The sequence below is a fragment of the Streptomyces sp. NPDC053079 genome, assembly GCF_044546695.1.
In the GTDB taxonomy this organism is placed as follows: domain Bacteria; phylum Actinomycetota; class Actinomycetes; order Streptomycetales; family Streptomycetaceae; genus Streptomyces.
This window is the reverse complement of the sequence record NZ_JBITZJ010000002.1, coordinates 530,220-550,348: the sequence shown is the minus strand read 5'-3', so window position 1 is coordinate 550,348 and position 20,129 is coordinate 530,220. Positions and strand designations below refer to the sequence as shown.

Genomic DNA, 20,129 nt, shown 5'->3' with positions numbered 1-20,129 from the left:
TCAGCCCCCGGCCGGGGCGGGCTCGACGGTGATGGTGCGGGCGCATTCCCGGAAGAACGCGGCCAGTTCACCGGCGTCGGCGTGCGAGGCCTCGATGAACACGGGCACCAGCCACTCGTGGTAGGTGATGTGGTCCGGCAGCGGCTGTTCGGGGGCGAGCACGTGCAGCGCGTCGATGGCGGGGTGCTGCCGCACCGCCTCGGGCACGGTGATCGTGTGGCCCCTGGTGCCGAGGTGGTGGCCGGGGACCACCAGCCAGCCGTGGTAGCGCCCGCTCGGCTCGGCGGGGGCGGGCCGCTCCAGGCCCAGCCGGATGGCGATCTCGTGCGAGGGCAGGTGGACGCCGGTGTGGCCCAGGTGGGCGTTGACGACGCCGGCGCCGCCCATGCGGTTGGCGATCTCCAGGAAGACCAGTTCGCCCTCGGCGGTCTCGAAGAGCTCGAGGTGGACGCAGCCGGACTCGATCTCCAGGGCCTTGACGACCTGTTCGGCGAAGTGCCGGAACCGGCCGTGGGGGTCGGGGATCTGGTGGGAGGCGATGACGTGGCCGTCGAGGTACTCGACGGGCTTGTTGATGTACCGGCTGACCACCAGGTCGCCGGGCGTGCCGTCGCTCACCAGGCCGTCGATGTGCAGGATGTCGCCGTCGATGTACTCCTCGAGCTGGAAGTCGAGGCGGTCGTCCAGCTTCCAGTAGGCGGTGAGCGCCTCCCGGGCGGTGTCGTGCAGGGTGACGCCCTCGCTGGAGGCGCCCTGCCGGGGCTTGATGACGGTCCGGCCCGTCCAGGGCAGCGCGTCGCAGGGCGCGGGGGCCGGCTCGAAGCGGGGGTGGCGGATGCCGGAGTCGGCCAGCGCCTGCTTCATGCTGACCTTGTCGCGCACCCGCTCGATCTGCTCCAGCGAGGGGCCCGCCAGGCCCAGGTGCCGGCGGATGTGCCAGGCCTGCAGGATCCCGAACTCCGAGAGGGAGAGCAGCTTTTCGAAGCCGTCCCGGGGCGAGACGCGGGCGGTGACACCCTCGACCAGGTCCTCGCCCTCGGTGAGTTCGATGCGCCGGCAGCGCAGCTCCGCGGGGAGGTCGGCCATGCGCTGCGGGTAACCGATGTAGGTGACCTCGTGGCGGTCGTGGTCGAGCCCGAGGTGGTAGGACATCTTGCGGTAGGGGACCTGATGGATGACGAGAATCTTCATGCGTGAAACTCCAAGGCGGTGATCCCCCAGCTGAAGCCCATGGCGCTGCTGGCCAGCAGCACCAGGTCGCCGCGCTCCAGCTTCTTGTCGGCCAGCAGGTCCTGAAGGGCGATCAGGGTGTCCGCGCCGCCCATATGACCCAGTCTGTGGTAATTGAAGACGCTTTTCTCCGGCGGCAGGCCCAGCGTGCGCACCAGCCGTTCGTGCATGTCCTTGTCGCCGTGGTTGATCAGGAAATAGGCGACGTCCGAGAGCCGCTTGCCGAGCGCGCCGAGGGTCTCGTCGACGAGGGCGGTGAAGTTCTCGACGTAGGCGGTGGCCAGGCCCTTGCGGTGGGCGGCCCGGCGGATGGCGATCCGGCCCTCGCGGTATTCCCCGTAGTAGTAGTCGGACCAGCTGGGGTCGGTGCGCATCACCGAGTGCAGCAGGCTGAAGGAGAGGTCACCGCCCGACACCAGCACCGCGGCGGCCGCGTCGCCGAAGTTGAACAGCGCCTTGGACTCGGGGTCGGTGTAGTCGACCATGCGGCTGAGCCGGTCGCCGATCAGCACCAGCGCGTAGGTGCCGCGGCCCAGCGTGACGGAGTCCGAGGCGACGCGCAGGGCGGTCATTCCGGCGTTGCAGAAGTTGGTCACCTCGTAGCAGTGCGCCCGCTCGATGCCGAGCTCGTGCGCCACCCGGGCCGCGGGCGACCAGAACGGCAGGTCCCAGTCGCCGGAGCCGGCGTAGATCACCTGCCGGATGTCGGCGGGCCGCACCGCGGTCCGCTCCAGTACGCTCCGGGCCGCGCTCGCCGCGAGGCGCCAGGCCTGCTCGTGCTCCCCGAGCGCGGGGAAGCCGTCGTTGTGCGTGATCCTCTTGATGTCCGCCACGGGGACGCCGGACGCGGCGTGCATGTCCTGCACGCCGACGTACGACGCAGGGAGACATATGTCGAAGTCGACTATGCCACCCACGGATCACTCGCCCGTTTCGATACTGACCCGGTGGACGGTCCGGGACACGCCCGGCTCAACCTCGGTGGCCTGGTGGTAGGTGGTGCGGGTCTTCCACACCACGAGGTCGTTCGGGGTCCAGCGGTGGGTGTAGACGTAGTCCTCGTCGGCCAGCAGCCCGTCGACGACCTCGAAGAACGCCTCGTTCTCGTTGTGGTCGAAGCCCACCACGGAGTCCATGTACTCCCGGGAGCCGTAGAGGTACGGGCGGCCGCTGGAGGGGTCGGTCGGCACCAGGGGGTGCTCCACCTTGGGGTGCTCGATGTCGATGAGCGCACGGAACTCGGCGACCGAGAGGCCGACGTGCTCGGGGCGGATGCGCAGCCGCTTGCCGACCGTGTGCACGCCGGTGCGGCCGGCGAGCTTGTCCTTCCACTCCTGCGGGAGGCGGTCGTAGAGATCCAGTGCGCTGGCGTAGAGGGTGTGGCCGCTGGTCTGCGGGACGTTGACCCCGTGCAGCATCGTGTAGGGGGCGGGGTTCTCCACGAAGGTGGAGTCCTGGTGCCAGAAGTTGCCCACCCGGGCGACGCCCACCGGCTTGTCGTTCTTGACCTCGTTGGACGAGATCATGATCTCCGGGTAGTCGGGGTGCCGGTACTTGGAGATGACGAAGGGCACCGGCCGGCCCAGCCGCGAGGCCAGGTCGATCTGCTGCTCGGGGGTCAGCTCCAGGCCGCGTACGACGACCAGCTCGCGCTGGTGCAGCTGCTCCACCAGCTGGTCGAAGACCTCCTGCTGCGTGAGGTCCGCATAGGTGACACCGGTGAACTCGGCGCCGATGAAGGGGGTGATGTCGCTGATCTTCAACGCTGTGCCTCTCTCAGTCCTCTGCCAGGCACCGCTTGAGCGCGCTGACGAAGTAGTCGATCTGCTCGTACGTCCGGTAGGGCGGCGCGGTCACACGGAAGCGCTCGCCCCCCTTGGGCACCGAGGGGAAGTTGATGGGCTGGACGTAGATCCCGAACTCGGCGAACAGCCGCTGGGAAATCCGCCGGACGCGGTCGCTGCCGGGCACCATGACCGGGACGAGGTGGCTCTCGGCGTCGATGAAGTCGATGGCCTCGGCCCGCAGCCGCTCCTTGAGGTAGCCGGCGTTGGCCATCAGGTCCCGGCGCAGGTCGTTGCCGTCCTGGACGATCTCCAGGCCCCGCAGGGTCGCGTCCATGCTCGCCTTGGGCAGGGCGGTGGTGAAGATGAAGCCGGGCGCGGTGGAGCGCACGAAGTCGAGGGCGACGTCGGGGCCGACGACGTATCCGCCGACGGTGCCGATGGCCTTGCCGAACACGCCCTGGATGAAGGTGGCGCGGTGGTCGCCGAGCGCCTCGGACAGGCCGGCGCCCGTCGGGCCCATCATGCCGATGGCGTGCGTCTCGTCGAGGAAGGTCAGCGCGCCGTGCCGCTCGGCCAGGTCGAGGATGGCCGTCACGGGCGAGCAGTCGCCGTCCATGGAGTACACGGACTCGAAGACGATCATCTTGGGGCGGTCGGCGTACTCGACGAGGGCCGCCTCGAGCGCGGCGAGGTCGTTGTGGGGGAAGACGACCTTCTGGCACCGGCTGCGCACGATGCCCTCGATCAGCGAGCGGTGGTTGAGGGCGTCCGAGAAGACGACCATGTCCGGGACCGCCGCGAGCAGCGTGCTGAGCGTCTCGAAGTTCGCCACGTAGCCGCTGGAGAAGATCAGGGCGCGTTCCTTGCCGTGCCAGGCGGCCAGCCGGGACTCGAGCTCGACGTGCGTGGGGCTGGTGCCCGCGATGTTGCGCGACCCGCCGTTGCCGGTGCCGTGCAGCCCGGTCGATTCGGTCTGGACCTTGATGAGGTCCGGGTGCTGGCTCAGGCCGAGGTAGTCGTTGCTGCACCAGACCTGGACCTTGCGCCCCAGGTGGAGGGTGTGGCCGGGGTCCTCGGCGAGGTGACCGCACGGGATGAATTCCCGGTACAGTCCGTCCGCCTTGAGTTCGTCTATCTTTTGCCCATACGTTTCGAATACCGCGCCGGGCCGTACATCGCTGGAAATCGCAGTCATCTCTTCCGTCCTGAGGTAAGTGGTTTATGAATCCGTCATCCCCAGGCGGAATCGCCCGGAGCCAATTCCTTGACGACGACCTGTCCGGCCGCCTCGGATCCAGCGCCCCCAACCCCAGGAGCCCCTACGCCGATTGCCGCGATCATGGCGATTGTGAACGCGCCAAGAATTTTTCGCAAAGAAATACCGCGCTTCATCTTCCCCCCGTCCCCCTTTTACTTCGGCGGGGCCTTCCGTCGGCCCCGCGTCGTTAAAACAATCCTGCCCCGCGGCCGAATCGGAACATAGGCGTCAGTGGCATCATGATCATGCAACTCAGAAACTTGAAGGAGGAGCACATGTGTACAAAAGGGGATCTTCACGACACACTTGAGCACGTTGAGGTGTGCGCGGCGGGCCTGGAGTACTACCGCAGAGCCCTCACCGGGGGCGGAGAGGCGGGTGAGGCGCCCGAGTGCCTCGTGGCCCTGGGCCTGCTGAGACCCGTGGCCGGCTCCCCCGGCTCACTGACCCCCGTCCCCCCGGACGTCGCGGCCGCCGCGCTGGCCCGCCCCGTCGAGCGCGCGATACAGGAGCAGCAGCAGGCCCTGACCGCCCTGCACGCCTCACTCGCGGGCGTGGCGAACGTCTACCGCGAGGCGCGGAAGCAGGAGGACGGTTCCATCCGGCTGATCATCGGCAAGGACGCGATCAGCGCCGCGCTGGAAGAGGCCGTGCAGTCCTGCCGCGAGGAGCTGCTCACCGCCCAACCGGGCGGCGGCCGCGCCGCCGAGCTGCTGGCCGAGGCCCTGCCCCGCGACCTGGCCCTGGGGGAACGGGGCGTACGGCAGCGGACGCTGTACCAGCACACCGTGCGCACGCACGGGCCGACGCTGGCCTACATCGAGCAGGTGTCGGCGGCGGGCGCGGAGCTGCGCACCCTCAACGAGGTCTTCGACCGCATGATCGTGTGCGACCGGAAGACCGCCTTCATCCCCGATCACCAGCACGAGCGCGACGGCGCCGCCCTCGCCGTCACCCACCCGGGCATCATCCGCTTCCTGGTGACCACCTTCGAGCACGCCTGGGCCCGCGCCGAGCCGGTGGTGTACGAGCCCACCCACCAGCGCCCCCAGCTGCTCACCAACGAGACCCGCCGCGCGGTGCTGAGCCTGATGGTGAGCGGGTACACCGACGACGCGATCGCCGGCCGCCTGGGCATCAGCACCCGCACGGTGGCCACCCACATCAAGAAGACCGCCGAGACCCTCGGCAGCCGCAGCCGGGCCCAGCTCGCCTATCTCGTGGCACGCTCCGGGCTCCTGGAGGACCTCCCCGACGGCCGGGCGGACCCGGAGAACTGACCTGTGCCCGGACACGGCGACGGCCCGCCGCCCCGCCGTGATGGCGGGGCGACGGGCCGTCGTACTGCGGTGCCCTCGGCGCTCGGCGCTTAGCGCTTGGCGCGGGAAGCGGTGCGGCCGCGCTCCTTCTGGTCCAGGACGACCTTGCGGATGCGCACGGCCTCCGGGGTGACCTCGACGCACTCGTCGTCGCGGCAGAACTCCAGGGACTGCTCCAGCGACAGCTTGCGCGGCGGGACGATCGCCTCGAAGGAGTCGGCGGAGGAGGAGCGCATGTTGGTGAGCTTCTTCTCCTTGGTGATGTTGACGTCCATGTCGTCGGCGCGCGAGTTCTCGCCGACGATCATGCCCTCGTACACCTCGGTGCCCGGGTCGGTGAAGAGCACGCCGCGCTCCTGGAGGTTCGTCATCGCGAAGGCGGTGACGGCACCGGCGCGGTCGGCGACCAGGGAGCCGTTGTTACGGGTCTTGAGCTCGCCGAACCACGGCTCGTGGCCCTCGTGGATCGAGTGGGCGATACCGGTGCCGCGGGTGTTCGTCAGGAACTCCGTGCGGAAGCCGATCAGACCGCGGGACGGGACGACGAACTCCATGCGGACCCAGCCGGAGCCGTGGTTGGACATGTTGTCCATGCGGCCCTTGCGGGTGCCCATGAGCTGGGTGACGGCACCCATGTGCTCCTCGGGCACGTCGACCGTCAGGCGCTCGACGGGCTCGTGGACCTTGCCGTCGACCTCCTTGGTGACGACCTGGGGCTTGCCGATGGTCATCTCGAAGCCCTCGCGGCGCATCTGCTCGACCAGGATGGCCAGCGCCAGCTCACCGCGGCCCTGCACCTCCCAGGCGTCGGGGCGCTCGGTGTCCAGGACGCGCAGCGAGACGTTACCGACCAGCTCGCGGTCCAGACGGTCCTTGACCTGGCGGGCGGTGACCTTGCGGTCCTTGACCGCGGACTTGGCGTCCGCGCCCTTGCCGGTGCCGCCACGGCCGACCAGCGGCGAGGTGTTGGTGCCGATGGTCATGGAGATCGCGGGCTCGTCGACCGTGATCAGGGGCAGCGCGACCGGGTTCTCCGGGTCGGCCAGGGTCTCGCCGATCATGATGTCGGGGATACCGGCGACCGCGCAGATGTCACCGGGGCCGGCGACCTCGGCGGGCTTGCGGGTGAGCGCCTCGGTCATCATCAGCTCGGTGATGCGGACGCTGGAGACCGTGCCGTCACGCTTGATCCACGCGACCGTCTGGCCCTTGCGCAGCTCGCCCTGCTCGACGCGGAGCAGCGCGATACGGCCGAGGAAGTTATCGGCGTCGAGGTTGGTGACGTGGGCCTGGAGCGGCGCGTCCTCCTCGAAGGCCGGGGCCGGGACGTGCTCCAGGATCGTGGAGAAGAACGGCTCCAGGTTGGTGCTGTCCGCGGGGACGGTGCCGTCCGCCGGCTTGGTCAGCGACGCGATGCCGTCACGGCCGCAGGCGTAGACGATCGGGAACTCGATCTGGTCCTCGTCCGCGTCCAGGTCGAGGAAGAGGTCGTAGGTCTCGTTGACGACCTCGTCGATGCGGGAGTCCGGGCGGTCCGTCTTGTTGATGCACAGGATGACCGGCTTCCGCTGCTGGAGCGCCTTGCGGAGCACGAAGCGGGTCTGCGGCAGCGGGCCCTCGGAGGCGTCGACCAGCAGCACGACGGCGTCCACCATCGACAGACCGCGCTCGACCTCGCCACCGAAGTCGGCGTGGCCGGGGGTGTCGATGATGTTGATCGTGATCGGGTCCCCGCCGTCCTTGGGGTGGTACTTCACCGCCGTGTTCTTGGCGAGGATCGTGATGCCCTTCTCACGCTCCAGGTCGTTCGAGTCCATGACCCGGTCGTCGACGGAGTCGAGCTGGTGCGCGGCGAAGGCACCGGCCTGCTTGAGCATGGCGTCGACGATGGTCGTCTTGCCGTGGTCGACGTGGGCGACGATGGCGACGTTACGAATGTCGTGGCGGGTGGGCATAACTTGCGGCGCTTCTCCCGGGTTGAGGATGGCGTCGCGTACGGTCCGGTACGCGCGCCCGCCGGGCAGATCACGCCACGGCCACTTCCATGGTACGGGGCCGCGCCAGCTTTGGCCGCCGGGGGCCGGTCACAGCAGGCCTGACCTGGGCTTATGTCCCGGGGCTCCGCCCCGGACCCCGGTCCTCAAACGCCGGACGGGCTGTTTTCGAGCCCCGGGAGCGTCAGCGCGCGAAGCCCACGTCCTGGTACCGCGGCGTCGCCAGCCCGAAGGCTCCCGCGTTCACCACCGTCCGCCGCGTGCCCACCAGCTCCGGCCGCTGGTAGAGCGGGATCGAGCCCGCCGCGGCCCAGATACGGGCGTCGGCGCGGGTCACCAGGTCGTGGGAGGCGTCGGCGTCGAGCTCGGTGGAGGCCTGGTCGAAGAGGCGGTCGATCTGGTCGGTGCCGACGCGGGTGTAGTTCTGCTCCACGATCAGCGAGCCGTCGGGCGCGGGCTGCGGCTTGGCGAAGATCGGCCGGGCGTCGGTGGCCGGGTAGGCGCCGGTGGGCCAGCCGTAGAGGGCCAGGTCGAAGTCGCCGGAAGCGATGTGGTCCTTGAAGAAGGAGGCGTCGTCGACCTTGAGGACCTCCGTGCGGATCCCGATCGCGTCCAGCTGGCGGGCGATGCGCTCGCCCACGGCCCGCAGCGGCTCGGCCCCGGCGCCCTTGGGCAGAACGAAGCGGAGGATCAGCTTCTTGCCGTCCTTGTAGCGGGCCGGGGAGGCGCCCGCCTTGTCGCCGGTGTCGAGGGCGCCCTTGCCGTCGCCGGCCGGGCCCTCCTCCTCGTTCCCGGTGGTGTCGTTCTCGTCGGACTCGCTCCCGTCCGGCTCGGAGCTGTCCTCCGCGGCCGGCAGGCTGGGCCTGCTGACCAGGGGGCCGAGGTCCGCGGCCTTCTTCTGCGGGGCGGCGCCGTGCCCCTCCTTCCAGCCCGCGTCCGCGAGCAGCGCCTGTGCGGCCTTGGGGTCCACGGAGCCGATGGCGTCGCTGGTGTCCCGGTACCCCTGCTGGCCGGCGACGAGGACGTGGCTGCCGAGCGGCTGGGCGGGCAGCCCGAGGGGGCCCAGGACGTACTCGGCGATGGCCTTGCGGTCGATGGCCCGGGCGATCGCGCGCCGCACCCGCTCGTCGGCGAGCGGGCCGGAGGTGCCGTTGAGGGCGAGCTGGGTGTAGGCGGGCTCCAGGGAGCGGCGGACGACCAGGCCGCGCAGCGCCGTCACATCGGCGGCGGCGGGCTTGTTCGCGCCGTCCAGGCGGCCCTGGTCCGGCCGGGCGGCGCCCGGAGCGGCGCTGGGGCCGCTGACCGCACGCCCCTTGTCGGACTTCTCCTTCTTGGAGGGGGTGTTCGCCTTGGTGATGCGCTCGGCGGCGCCCGGGGTGATCTCGGCGAGGTCCAGCTTCCCGCTCGCCAGCGCCTCGATGCGCTTGTCCGCCGGCACGGCCCGCAGCACGAGCCGGTCGAGCTTGGCCCGGTCGCCCCACCACCGGGGGTTGCGCACGAGCGTCAGCGTCCCCTGCCTGTCGTCGCGCTCCCCGACCCGGAAGGGGCCGGCGGCGAGCTTGAGCTCCTTGCGCGCGGAGTCGTTGAAGGCGCTTCCGCTGCCCATGACCGACTTCGGGTACAGCGGGGTGAACAGCGAGGCCCAGTCCGCGTAGCTCTTCGCAAAGGTGACCTTGACCTCCTTGTCGTTCGCGCCGCGCTCGACCCGGTCGATGCGCTCGTAACCGGCGTTGCGGGCCGTCCAGTACGCGCTGTCCTTGCCGCGCAGCGCCTTCCACTGGGCCTCGAAATCGGCGGCGGTGATCGCGCTGCCGTCGCTCCACACGGCCTTGGGGTTGAGCTTGTAGACCACCACCTGGCGGGGCTCGCGCCGGCTGACGGAGGCCGAGGCCAGATAGTCGGGGTCGCGCTGCGGGCGGCCCCGGCCGTCCAGGGTGAAGAGGGTGGGCAGGACCGCGCCGGCGACCCGCTGGGCGGCCTCGTCCGCGTCGGCCTGGAAGGTGTTGTACGTCGTGGGCAGCGCGTTCACGGCCCAGTTCAGGGTGCCCTTGTCGGCGACCTTGGCGCGCGGGGCCGCGGCGATGTCCTGCGGGGTGGCCGGGCCGCCGGCCTCGTCGTCCCCCGCGCCGCCGCAGCCGGCCAGGACCGGCAGCGGGAGCAGCAGACCGGCGGTGAACAGCAGGGCGGAGCGGCGCGTACGCGACCGCGTGCGCTGGGACGACATGGGGCTACCTCCGCAGGGGCCGGTCCGGCGTCGTGCACAGACGGCGTCAACTGAAAGCGACGCCTCAGGCGAACGGGCGCCGACACGTCGCCGGTTTAACGCACGCCACCCACCTGGCCGAACGCGGGCACACCCAAAGGGGGCCGCGGCGAATGCGCTCCCGCGAAGGCGCGATCGCGGCGGCTATCTTCCCCTCGAGGGGTGTGACGCGCGACACTCTCAGTCGCATGACCGGGCGCCACCCGCAACCCCCGACGCGGAAGGCCACATCATGTCCGTCAAAGACGAACTGACTGCTGTTCAGCGGTGCCTCGACGACCTCGACCGCGCGATCGGGCGCCTGGAGAAACACCTGGGCAAGGGCGTGCTGGACGTGCGGCGCATCCGCACGGACGCGGGTCATCTGCGCGAGAGCGTCGCCCTGCTCCACGACGGCGGCCCGCCCGCGGAGCGCCCGCACGCCGGCCGGCCCGGCCTGCAGCAGATGGTGCCGGTCCCCGACGCCCCCTACGACGCCTCGCTGTGGCAGGACGTGGACGACGAGGGGCTCGGCTGCCGGGACCGCCGCGCGCCCTGACCGCCCCCGCGCAGCGGCGAGACCTACCGTCCCACTCCTGACCGGAGTCCCCCTTGGCCACTGGTACCGAACCCGACGTATCCGCCGCCGACGCGGGGGATCCCGCCGCGCGCGGCGTCCACCACGCCACGCGCGCCGCGATCCCGGCCCGCCATCTGCGGGCCGACCGCTGGTGGCTGCAGCCCGCCGCCACGGCCGCCGGACTGCTGGCGTTCATCGTCTACTCCACCTGGCGCGCGTTCGCCGGTGACGACTACTACGCCGCCCCCTACGTCTCGCCGTTCTACTCGCCCTGTCTGGCGGAGAACTGCGCGGAGATGCCGGGCGGCGCGGACTGGGAGATCGTCGGCTCGTGGTGGGGGCTCTCGCCCGCACTGCTGGTGCTGATCTTCCCGCTGGGCTTCCGGCTCACCTGCTACTACTACCGCAAGGCCTACTACCGGGGCTTCTGGGCCTCTCCCCCGGCCTGCGCGGTGCCCGAGCCGCACGCCAAGTACACCGGCGAGAGCCGCTTCCCGCTGGTGCTGCAGAACGTCCACCGCTACTTCTTCTACTTCGCGGTGCTGGTCGCGGGCATCCTCACCTACGACGCCGCCCTGGGCTTCCGCGACGAGGACGGCGCCTGGGGACACATGGGCCTGGGCACGCTCGTCCTGCTCGCCAACATCGCGCTGATCTGGGCGTACACCCTCTCCTGCCACTCCTGCCGGCACATCGTGGGCGGACGGCTGCGCAACTTCTCCAAGCACCCGGTCCGCTACCGCATGTGGGGCTGGGTGAGCGTGCTCAACGCCCGCCACATGCAGCTGGCCTGGGCATCGCTGGTGAGCGTGGCGGTCGCCGACTTCTACGTGTACCTGGTCGCCAGCGGCGCCTTCGACGATCCGCGCTTCTTCTAGGAGAGGGACCCTTTTCGATGACACGGGTGGACCGGCAGTCCTGGGACGTGGTCGTGGTGGGCGCCGGAGGCGCCGGGCTGCGCGCCGCCATCGAGGCGCGCGAGCAGGGGCTGCGCTGCGCGGTCATCTGCAAGTCGCTGTTCGGCAAGGCCCATACGGTCATGGCGGAGGGCGGCATCGCCGCCTCCATGGGCAACGTCAACCACAACGACAACTGGCAGGTGCACTTCCGCGACACCATGCGCGGCGGCAAGTTCCTCAACAACTGGCGGATGGCCGAGCTGCACGCGCAGGAGGCCCCGGACCGGGTCTGGGAGCTGGAGACGTGGGGCGCGGTCTTCGACCGCACCTCCGACGGGAAGATCTCGCAGCGCAACTTCGGCGGCCACGAGTACCCGCGCCTGGCGCACGTGGGCGACCGTACGGGCCTGGAGCTCATCCGCACGCTCCAGCAGAAGATCGTCTCCCTGCAGCAGGAGGACCACCGCCAGTACGGCGACTACGAGTCGCGGCTGAAGGTCTTTCAGGAGTGCACCGTCACCCGGGTGCTGAAGGACGGCAGACGTGTCAGCGGCGTCTTCGGCTACGAACGCGAGTCGGGGCGCTTCTTCGTCATCGAGGCCCCGGCCGTGGTGCTGGCCACGGGCGGCATCGGCAAGTCCTTCAAGGTGACCTCCAACTCCTGGGAGTACACCGGCGACGGGCACGCGCTGGCCCTGCTGGCCGGGGCCCGCCTGGTGAACATGGAGTTCGTGCAGTTCCACCCCACGGGCATGGTCTGGCCGCCGTCCGTCAAGGGCATCCTGGTCACCGAGTCCGTGCGCGGCGACGGCGGGGTGCTGCGCAACAGCGACGGCAAGCGGTTCATGTTCGACTACGTCCCGGACGTCTTCAAGGAGAAGTACGCCGAGTCCGAGGCCGAGGGCGACCGCTGGTACACCGACCCGGACAACAACCGGCGCCCGCCCGAGCTGCTCCCCCGCGACGAGGTGGCCCGCGCCATCAACTCCGAGGTCAAGGCAGGCCGGGGCTCGCCGCACGGCGGGGTCTTCCTCGACGTCTCCACCCGGATGCCGGCCGAGCTGATCAAGCAGAAGCTGCCGTCGATGCACCACCAGTTCAAGGAGCTGGCGGACGTGGACATCACGGCCGAGCCGATGGAGGTCGGCCCCACCTGCCACTACGTGATGGGCGGCATCGAGGTCGACCCGGACACCGCCGCCGCGGCCGGGGTGCCCGGGCTCTTCGCGGCGGGCGAGGTCGCGGGCGGCATGCACGGCTCCAACCGGCTCGGCGGCAATTCCCTGTCCGACCTGCTGGTCTTCGGCCGGCGCGCCGGGCTGTACGCGGCCCGGTACGCGGCCGGCTTCGCCACCGGCGCGGCGCCGGCCGTCTCGGACGCGGACGTCGAGCTGGCGGAGGCGGAGGCACTGCGGCCGTTCGGCGCCGAGGGCGGGGAGGCGAGCGGGGACGGGGCGGCGCCCGAGAACCCGTACACCCTGCACCAGGAGCTGCAGCAGGCCATGGGCGACCTGGTCGGCATCATCCGCCGGGCCGGCGAGATGGAGGAGGCGCTGCACCGCCTGGCGGGGCTGCGCGCCCGGGCCCGGCGGGCCGGGGTGGAGGGGCACCGGCAGTTCAATCCCGGCTGGCACCTGGCCCTGGACCTGCGCAACATGCTGCTGGTCAGCGAGTGCGTGGCGCGGGCGGCCCTGGAGCGCACGGAGAGCCGGGGCGGGCACACGCGCGACGACCACCCGGGGATGGACCGGCGGTGGCGGCGGGTGCACCTGGTGTGCCGGCTGGCGGACGAGTCCACGCAGCCCGCCGTGACGGACTCCGCGCTCGGGCTGGTCCGGCTGGAGCGGCTGGAGACGCCGCCGATCCGGGCCGATCTGCTGGCGCTCTTCGAGAAGGAAGAGCTGACGAAGTACCTGACGGACGAGGAGCTCACGTCATGAGTTATCAGGCCCGCTTCAAGGTGTGGCGGGGCGATGCGGACGGCGGCGGCCTCGTCGACTACGAGGTGGCCGTCAACGAGGGCGAGGTCGTCCTCGACATCATCCACCGCCTGCAGGCCACCGCCGCCCCCGACCTGGCCGTCCGCTGGAACTGCAAGGCCGGCAAGTGCGGTTCGTGCAGCGCCGAGATCAACGGGCGGCCGCGGCTGATGTGCATGACCCGGATGTCGGTCTTCGACCCCGCCGAGACGATCACGGTCACCCCGATGCGGGCCTTCCCGGTCATGCGGGACCTGGTGACGGACGTGGCGTACAACTACGCCAAGGCGCGCGAGGTCCCCGCGTTCGTCCCGCCCGCCGAGCTGGGCCCCGGGCAGTACCGGATGCACCAGGAGGACGTGGACCGGGTGCAGGAGTTCCGCAAGTGCATCGAGTGCTTCCTGTGCCAGGACACCTGCCATGTGGTCCGCGACCACGAGGAGAACAAGAAGGCCTTCGCCGGGCCGCGCTTCCTGATGCGCGTGGCCGAGCTGGACATGCACCCGCTCGACGCGGCCGACGAGGCGGGCGTCGACCGCAGGCGCGGCGCGCGCGAGGACCACGGGCTGGGGTACTGCAACATCACCAAGTGCTGCACGGAGGTCTGCCCCGAGCACATCAAGATCACGGACAATGCGCTGATCCCGCTGAAGGAGCGGGTGGTCGACCGCTCGTACGACCCGCTGGTCTGGCTGGGGAACAAGATCCGCCGCCGGGGAGCGTAGCGGGGGCGCGGCGGGGAGCGCGGAACCCGGGGAGCGCAGCGCCCCGGGGGCGTCGTTCCCGGTGAGCGTGGCGGCCGGGGCGTCATGGAACGGGCGTGAACACGCTCCGTAGAACAACGCTCCCTCCCGGTAGCGGATCGGCCAATCCGGTCATACGCTCCAAAACGTGACGCGGCTTTCGTGGTGGTGGGGGCCGAGGGCGCCGAGCTGGGCCTTGGTCAGCGCCCTCCTCGCGCTGGGCGCCTTCCTGCTCCCCACCACGCCCGCCGCACGCGCCGACACGCCCCTCGACCTGGACGCCTCGGGCCGCATCACCGACACCGTCGGCGCCCTCGGACGCCGCCGCCACCAGGTCGAGGCCGCGCTCGAACGGCTGAACGCCTCCCACCATGTCCAGCTGTACGTCACCTACGTGCGCGACTTCTCCGGCAGGCCCGGCCGCGGCTGGGCCGACGCCACCGCCGACCGCAACGGCCTGGGCCCGCACGACGTGCTCCTGGCCATCGCCACGCATTCGCGCCAGTACGCCGTCTCCGCCGACAAGGAGTCCGGTTTCCGCAAGGGCCAGCTCAAGGAGGTCGCCACCACGGCCATCGAGCCCGCCCTCAAGCAGCACGACTGGGCCGGTGCGGCCGTCGGCGCCGCTGACGGCTACCGGGCCGTCCTCCAGGGCGAGGCGGTGCGCACCCCCGTCATCCGGCCCGGCAGCGTCGATCCCGGCGGCGACGGCCTCGTCCCCGGCCAGCGGGACGTCTGGCTGCCGGTCGCCGGGGGCATCGCGCTGTGCATGGCCGCGCTGTACGTGTGCTCCCGGCGCGCCCGCGGGGCACGGCGGCGCCGGGCCGGGGCGCGCGAGGGCCCGGTCCTCGTCGCCACGACGACCCAGCCGGGGCTCGCCCGCATGGCCCAGCCGCTGACCCCGCTGCCCGACCTGGCCGCGGAGGCGGCGGTGAACCTCGTGTGCACGGACGACGCCGTGCGCACCAGCGCCGAGGAACTGGTCTTCGCGACCGCCCAGTTGGGCGAGGAGGCCACCCGGCCCTTCGCGGAGGCCGTGGACTGGGCCCGGGGCGAGCTGGCCGACGCCTTCCGGCTGCGCCAGCAGCTGGACGACGCGCCCTTCGAGGACAAGGACATACGACGCCACCTGCTGGACGAGATCTGCTCGCGCTGTACCAGCGCCAACCGGCGCCTGGACGCCGAGTCCGAGGCCTTCGACCGGCTGCGCGATCTCAAGGCCAACGCCACGCTGATCCTCGCCCAGGCCGAGGCGACGGCCCGCACCATCGAGCCGCGCGTGGCCACCGCCGAGGCGGCGCTCGCCGCGCTCGCCCCCTACCGGCCCGACGCCGCCCTGGCCCCGGTCGTCGCCCATCCCGGCGAGGCCCGTGACCGGCTCGCCTTCGCCGACACCGCCCTCGTCGAGGCCCACGCCGCCCTCACCACGGGCGACACCGACCACGCGGCGGTCTCCCTGCGCGCCGCCGAGGCGGCCCTCTCCCAGGCCCGCATCCTCACCGCCGCCGCACTGCGGCACGCGCACGCCCTGACCACGACCACCCCGGCCGGGTCCGGGCCCACGGCTCTGGCGGGGCGCGCGGTCCTCGCCGCGCGGGCGGAGGTGGCGGAGGCGCGCGACTACATCACCACCCACCGGGGGGCGATCGGCTGCCGCGCCCGCACCCGGCTCGCCGAGGCGGAGCGGCGCCTGGCGCTGGCCACGGAGGCCTCGGCCTTCGAGGAGGCGACGCGGGCCGCCGAGCTCGCGCGTGAGGCGCGCGCCGTGGCCGAGGCCAACGTCATGGACTACGGGGCGCCGACGACGCCGCATCCGACGCGGATCCTGGGCGGGGCCCTGCTGGGCGGCATCATCCTGGCGGGCCTGCTGCCGGCGACGTTCGGCGGCGGGGGCACCCGGGGGCGGCTGGCGGGCTGAGCCGTGGCCGGGCCCCGCCCCGGCCACGGTCAGTACAGGCTCAGCAGCGCCTCCACCGCGTCCGGAGCGGGCGAGCCCTCCTCCGGCAGCCCCAGCTCGAACCAGACCGTCTTGCCGTGCGGCGTGCGGCGGCTTCCCCAGGCGGCGCTGAGCAGGCCCACCAGCTGCAGCCCCCGCCCGCCCTCGTCCGTGTCGCGCGCCCGGCGCCGCCGCGGCTGGACGTGGCCGCCGTCCCAGACCTCGCAGACCAGGGTGCGGTCCAGCAGCAGGCGCAGCCGGATCTCGCCCTCGCCGTACCGCAGGGCGTTGGTGACCAGCTCGCTGACCAGCAGCTCGGTGGTGTCGATCAGGTCGGTCAGCTCCCAGGACTCCAGCTGGTCGCGGGCCAGCTCGCGGGCCCGGGCCACCGAGCGCGGCTCGGGCGGCAGGGTCCAGTCGCCGACACAGCCGGGCCGCAGGCCCCGCAGGCGGGCCATCAGCAGGGCGATGTCGTCCTCGCCGTGGTGGGTGTCCAGGGCGCTCAGGACGTGGTCGCAGACGTCCTCCAGCGGCCTCTCGGGGTCGGAGAGGGCGTCGCGGAAGGCCTGGAGGCCCTCGTCCAGCGGATGGTCGCGCGACTCGACGAGGCCGTCGGTGTAGAGGGCCAGCAGCGCGCCGTCCGGGAGCTCGACCTCGGTCTCCTCGAAGGGCTCGCCGCCGACGCCCAGCGGCATGCCGGGCGGCACCTCCAGGAGCATCGCGGGCTCGCCCGCCTCGACCAGCACCGGCGGCAGGTGGCCGGCGTTGGCGACCGTGCAGCGCCGGGTGACGGGGTCGTAGACGGCGTAGACGCAGGTCGCCAGGTAGACCTCGGAGAGGTCGGCCGGGCGGACGCTGCCGCGCACGCCGCGCGAGGCGGACTGCTTGCCGCCGGGCCGGCCCAGGCCGTGGGCGATCTCGTCGAGGGCGGAGAGCACCTCGGCGGGCTCGAGGTCGAGCATGGCCAGGGTACGGACGGCCGTGCGCAGCTCGCCCATGGCGACGGCGGCCCGCAGGCCGCGGCCCATGACGTCCCCGACGACGAGTGCCGTGCGGTGCCCGGGCAGCTCGATGACGTCGAACCAGTCGCCGCCCACCTCGGTGGCGGCGTTGCCGGGCAGGTAGCGGCAGGCGATGTCGACGCCGGCGGCCTCCGGGTCGCCGGGGGGCAGCAGGCTGCGCTGGAGGATCAGGGCCCGCTCGTGCTCGCGCCGGTAGAGGCGGGCGTTGTCGATGCAGACCGCGGCCCGGGCGGCGAGCTCGACGGCGAGGGCGGTGTCCCGCTCCCCGAAGGGCTCGCTGCCCTTGGTCCGGGAGAACTGGGCGAGCCCCACCACGGTGTCGCGCGCCACCATCGGCACGGCGAGGGTGGACTGCACGACCGCGCCCAGCTCGGAGCCGCCCTCGTCGTTCTCGCGGCCGGGGACGACCTGGACGTGGGCCGTGCGCAGCGCCTGGGCGCACGGGGAGTGGAAGGGGTAGCGGTGCACCTCGCCGACCTGGATGGGCTTGTCGTCGGGGTCGACCGGCGCCCCGGAGACGGCGCTGGAGTAGGCCACGCGGCGCAGCTCCGCGCTGCCGTCGGCCAGGCCCGGCGGCGCCTCGTCGCCGACGAGCAGGCCCTGGTAGAGGTCGACGGAGGCCAGGTCGCAGAACTGCGGCACGGCGACGTCGAGGAGCTCGCGCGCGGTGGTCTCGAGGTCGAGGGAGTTGCCGATGCGGGCGCCGGCCTCGTTGAGCAGCGCCAGGTTGCGCCGTACGCCCGCGGCCTCGCGCTCGGCGCGGCGGCGGCCGGTGATGTCGGTGGCGATGGCGGCGACGCCGATGGGGCGTCCGCTGCCGCTGTGCAGCCGGTAGAGCGAGACCGACCAGCGCCGCCGCTCGGAGTGGCCCGGCACGGTGCCGACGAGCTGGATGTCCGTCATCTGCTTGCCGGTGTCGAGGACTTGGCGCAGGGCGGCGGTCAGCCGGTCGGCCTCGGTGCGGGGCAGGAAGTCGTGCGGGGTGCGGCCGCGGTGCCAGGAGGCGGGGCGGCCGAAAGTCTGGGCGAAACTCTCGTTGACGCGCAGCAGGGTCAGGTCGGTACCGAAGAAGAAGAAGCCGAGCGGAGATTGGCCGAAAACGGCTTCCGAAGCGGCGATGTCCGTCTCTATTCCCCGCAGCGCCCGGACGTCGACGGCGACGCAGAGCGCGGCGCGGTCGCCGTCGCTGTTCTCACTGGGCATCACATAGATCTCGGCGAGGCCGGGTTGGCCGCCGTCCCGCTGGTAGGGGACGAGGCCGGTCCAGGCGCGGCCGTCGAGGCCGCCCTCGGCGAGGAAGGGCACGGTGGGGCGGCGGGGCCCGGTGCGCGCGTCGACGGCGGCGAAGACCTCCGCGGGGTCCTTGCCGAGGGCATGACGGGCCGCTATCCCGAACAACTCGCTCGCCCGTTCGCTCCACTGCTCGATCCGGCCGTCGGAGCCCAGGGAGAACGACGCCACGCGGATGTAGTCGTAGAGAGAGCCGGGCGGACTGTTCTGCCACAGCGAGGTGGCGTCCGTACCCTCTGACCTGCCCGCGGTACCCGCTGGCTTTTCGCTCACGTGCCCGTCCCCTCCGGCTCATGTGCTCGCACCGGCATCAGAAGGCCGAGTATCCAGCACAGGGGCCCTTCGGAACACGGACTTCACGATCACAGCACGGTCTCAACCCGCTATGTCTCCTCCCCGGGTTACTAACCGGGCAGGCTCAGCTCGAACCACACCGTCTTGCCGGTGTTGCCCGGTCGGGTTCCCCAGCGTCTGGAGGCCAATGCCACCAGTTGCAGTCCGCGTCCGCCCTCGTCGTCGGCGTCGGCCACGCGTTCGCGGGGCGGGTCGGGCAGCGGGTCGGAGACCTCGACGAGGAGCGTGGGGCCCGCATGGGAGTACATGCGCACGCCGATGGGCCCGCTGGCGTACCGCAGGGAGTTGGTGACGAGCTCGCTGACGAGCAGGACCGTCACATCGGTGACGGCCTCCAGGCCCCACTCGCGCAGGGTGTCGCGGACGAGGGTGCGCGCGGTCCGTACGGCGCCGGCCTCGGCGGGGAAGCTCCACTCGGCGAAGCCGGGCGTCCATGCCAGGGTCCCTGCGCTGTCACTCACGCCGACCACTTCCCAGAAGGCTGTCGACCCCACCCCGGCATGTCCGGCTTTGGGGATAATAATCAGCACATACCCGGTATAGGGGTCGACCTATCTTCCCGCCGGGGGCCTGTCCGCCGCGAAGGGCGCATTCGGCGTACGCGGGGTGTTCGCGAGGTGCGTGGGGCGCAGCTCAGCGCGGGCCCGGAGGGGTGACGTCCGCCTCAGCGAGGAGCCGTGCGGCCTGGGCCACCGCGGGACGGTCCTGGTCGAGCCAGTCGACGTCGTCGACGCGGTCGGGGGTGAGCCAGCGCAGCTCGTCGTGGTCCTCGAGGGGGCGGGGCTCGCCCGCCAGCAGTCGCGCCGTCCAGACCTGGAGGACGTAGCCGGGCTTCAGCGGCCACTCGCCCTCGAGGCGCTCCAGCGGCTCGGCCTCGATGCCGAGCTCCTCGCGCAGCTCCCGTACGAGCGCCTCGCGGGGTGTCTCGCCGGGTTCCATCTTGCCGCCCGGCAGCTCCCAGCGGCCGGCCAGCTCGGGCGGGGCGCTGCGCCGCGCGGCCAGCAGCCACCCCTGGTGAAACACCGCTCCGCCCACCACCATGCGCACCGTCGTCATGAGGGGAAAGCCTACGTCCCGGCGCCCGCCGGGGAGGGACCCGGGACGGCGCCGGGCCTGGGAAGGCGCCGCCCCGGGGGCGCAAACCAGGGGAGGCCGTGCGCCTGTGCGCTCCGGCCTCCCCTGGAAGCGGCTAGGAGACCGCCCGGCCGACCCGCTCGACTATGTAGAGCTGCTGGCGGCCGTGGGCGTCCAGCCGGTCGGCCACGCGCTCGGCCTCCGTTCTGGTGGCGTAGCGCCCGACGCGGTAGCGGTTGCCGTTCTCGTCCTGGCGGATCACCAGCCAGGGCAGGACCGGTCCGGTGTCAGTCATCGCTCCTGCCCTCCCGCCGTCGCCGCGCGCACCGGCGCACGCCCTTCGGTGACTTCCGAAGAAACCGCAGTCCGCATATGCCCGAGCGTACGCCCGGACTTTACGCAGCGGATATGGGTTTTCACGA

General features: G+C 71.8%; 16 protein-coding genes. 6 read left to right on the top strand and 10 right to left on the bottom strand.

Annotated elements, in window-relative coordinates:
* From ACIGXW_RS09770 to hemA, 4 genes are all read right to left on the bottom strand, one after another.
* Positions 1-1,191, bottom strand: a complete 1,191-nt coding sequence (locus tag ACIGXW_RS09770; RefSeq protein WP_399571712.1) for an acetyl-CoA carboxylase biotin carboxylase subunit family protein — start codon at positions 1,189-1,191, stop codon at positions 1-3.
* The gene (locus tag ACIGXW_RS09765; protein ID WP_399571710.1) at positions 1,188-2,087 is read right to left on the bottom strand and encodes a 3-oxoacyl-ACP synthase III family protein; all 900 of its coding nucleotides are present in this window, start codon (positions 2,085-2,087) and stop codon (positions 1,188-1,190) included. Before ACIGXW_RS09765 ends, ACIGXW_RS09770 begins: the two co-directional genes overlap by 4 nt.
* 63 nt (positions 2,088-2,150) lie before the next feature.
* Positions 2,151-2,993 (bottom strand): TauD/TfdA dioxygenase family protein, encoded by an 843-nt coding sequence (locus ACIGXW_RS09760; RefSeq protein WP_399571708.1) that lies wholly within the window; start codon positions 2,991-2,993, stop codon positions 2,151-2,153.
* Between the two features lie 13 nt (positions 2,994-3,006).
* Positions 3,007-4,212: a 5-aminolevulinate synthase gene (hemA, locus tag ACIGXW_RS09755; protein WP_399571706.1), complete on the bottom strand. Its 1,206-nt coding sequence runs from the start codon at positions 4,210-4,212 to the stop codon at positions 3,007-3,009.
* A 338-nt stretch (positions 4,213-4,550) separates the two neighbouring features.
* On the opposite strand from hemA, the gene ACIGXW_RS09750 reads away from it, so the two are divergent.
* Positions 4,551-5,555, top strand: a complete 1,005-nt coding sequence (locus ACIGXW_RS09750) for a LuxR C-terminal-related transcriptional regulator (protein ID WP_399571704.1) — start codon at positions 4,551-4,553, stop codon at positions 5,553-5,555.
* 89 nt (positions 5,556-5,644) lie between these two features.
* Here the strand turns inward: ACIGXW_RS09750 and typA are convergent, their stop codons facing one another.
* Positions 5,645-7,549 carry a translational GTPase TypA gene (gene typA, locus ACIGXW_RS09745; protein WP_399571702.1) on the bottom strand — a complete coding sequence of 635 codons (1,905 nt, stop codon included), beginning with the start codon at positions 7,547-7,549 and terminating at the stop codon, positions 5,645-5,647.
* 223 nt (positions 7,550-7,772) lie between these two features.
* Positions 7,773-9,812 carry an ABC transporter family substrate-binding protein gene (locus ACIGXW_RS09740; protein WP_399571699.1) on the bottom strand — a complete coding sequence of 680 codons (2,040 nt, stop codon included), beginning with the start codon at positions 9,810-9,812 and terminating at the stop codon, positions 7,773-7,775.
* Positions 9,813-10,083: 271 nt separating this feature from the next.
* Between ACIGXW_RS09740 and ACIGXW_RS09735 the strand changes: the two genes are divergently transcribed.
* The 5 genes from ACIGXW_RS09735 to ACIGXW_RS09715 all read left to right on the top strand — a co-directional run bounded on the left by ACIGXW_RS09735 (position 10,084) and on the right by ACIGXW_RS09715 (position 15,949).
* The gene (locus ACIGXW_RS09735; protein WP_360906567.1) at positions 10,084-10,389 is read left to right on the top strand and encodes a hypothetical protein; all 306 of its coding nucleotides are present in this window, start codon (positions 10,084-10,086) and stop codon (positions 10,387-10,389) included.
* A 53-nt stretch (positions 10,390-10,442) separates the two neighbouring features.
* A complete protein-coding gene (locus ACIGXW_RS09730) occupies positions 10,443-11,288 on the top strand; it encodes a hypothetical protein (protein WP_399571696.1) in 846 nt (281 codons plus the stop codon).
* A 17-nt stretch (positions 11,289-11,305) separates the two neighbouring features.
* Positions 11,306-13,249, top strand: coding sequence for a fumarate reductase/succinate dehydrogenase flavoprotein subunit (locus ACIGXW_RS09725; RefSeq protein ID WP_399571694.1), 1,944 nt, complete (start codon positions 11,306-11,308; stop codon positions 13,247-13,249).
* The gene (locus ACIGXW_RS09720) at positions 13,246-14,013 is read left to right on the top strand and encodes a succinate dehydrogenase/fumarate reductase iron-sulfur subunit (RefSeq protein WP_071965239.1); all 768 of its coding nucleotides are present in this window, start codon (positions 13,246-13,248) and stop codon (positions 14,011-14,013) included. Before ACIGXW_RS09725 ends, ACIGXW_RS09720 begins: the two co-directional genes overlap by 4 nt.
* Before the next feature lie 166 nt (positions 14,014-14,179).
* Entirely contained in the window at positions 14,180-15,949 is a 1,770-nt protein-coding gene (locus ACIGXW_RS09715) for a TPM domain-containing protein (protein WP_399571691.1), read from the top strand.
* 29 nt (positions 15,950-15,978) lie between these two features.
* Here ACIGXW_RS09715 and ACIGXW_RS09710 read toward each other — a convergent pair whose 3' ends face one another.
* From ACIGXW_RS09710 to ACIGXW_RS09695, 4 genes are all read right to left on the bottom strand, one after another.
* The gene (locus tag ACIGXW_RS09710) at positions 15,979-18,552 is read right to left on the bottom strand and encodes a SpoIIE family protein phosphatase (RefSeq protein WP_399571689.1); all 2,574 of its coding nucleotides are present in this window, start codon (positions 18,550-18,552) and stop codon (positions 15,979-15,981) included.
* 131 nt (positions 18,553-18,683) lie between these two features.
* Complete coding sequence (locus ACIGXW_RS09705) at positions 18,684-19,103, bottom strand: ATP-binding protein (RefSeq protein WP_360906557.1); 420 nt, start codon at positions 19,101-19,103, stop codon at positions 18,684-18,686.
* 163 nt (positions 19,104-19,266) lie between these two features.
* Positions 19,267-19,674: a (deoxy)nucleoside triphosphate pyrophosphohydrolase gene (locus tag ACIGXW_RS09700; RefSeq protein WP_399572496.1), complete on the bottom strand. Its 408-nt coding sequence runs from the start codon at positions 19,672-19,674 to the stop codon at positions 19,267-19,269.
* Positions 19,675-19,822: 148 nt separating this feature from the next.
* Positions 19,823-20,002 (bottom strand): SPOR domain-containing protein, encoded by a 180-nt coding sequence (locus ACIGXW_RS09695; RefSeq protein ID WP_360906555.1) that lies wholly within the window; start codon positions 20,000-20,002, stop codon positions 19,823-19,825.
* Positions 20,003-20,129: the final 127 nt, after the last annotated feature.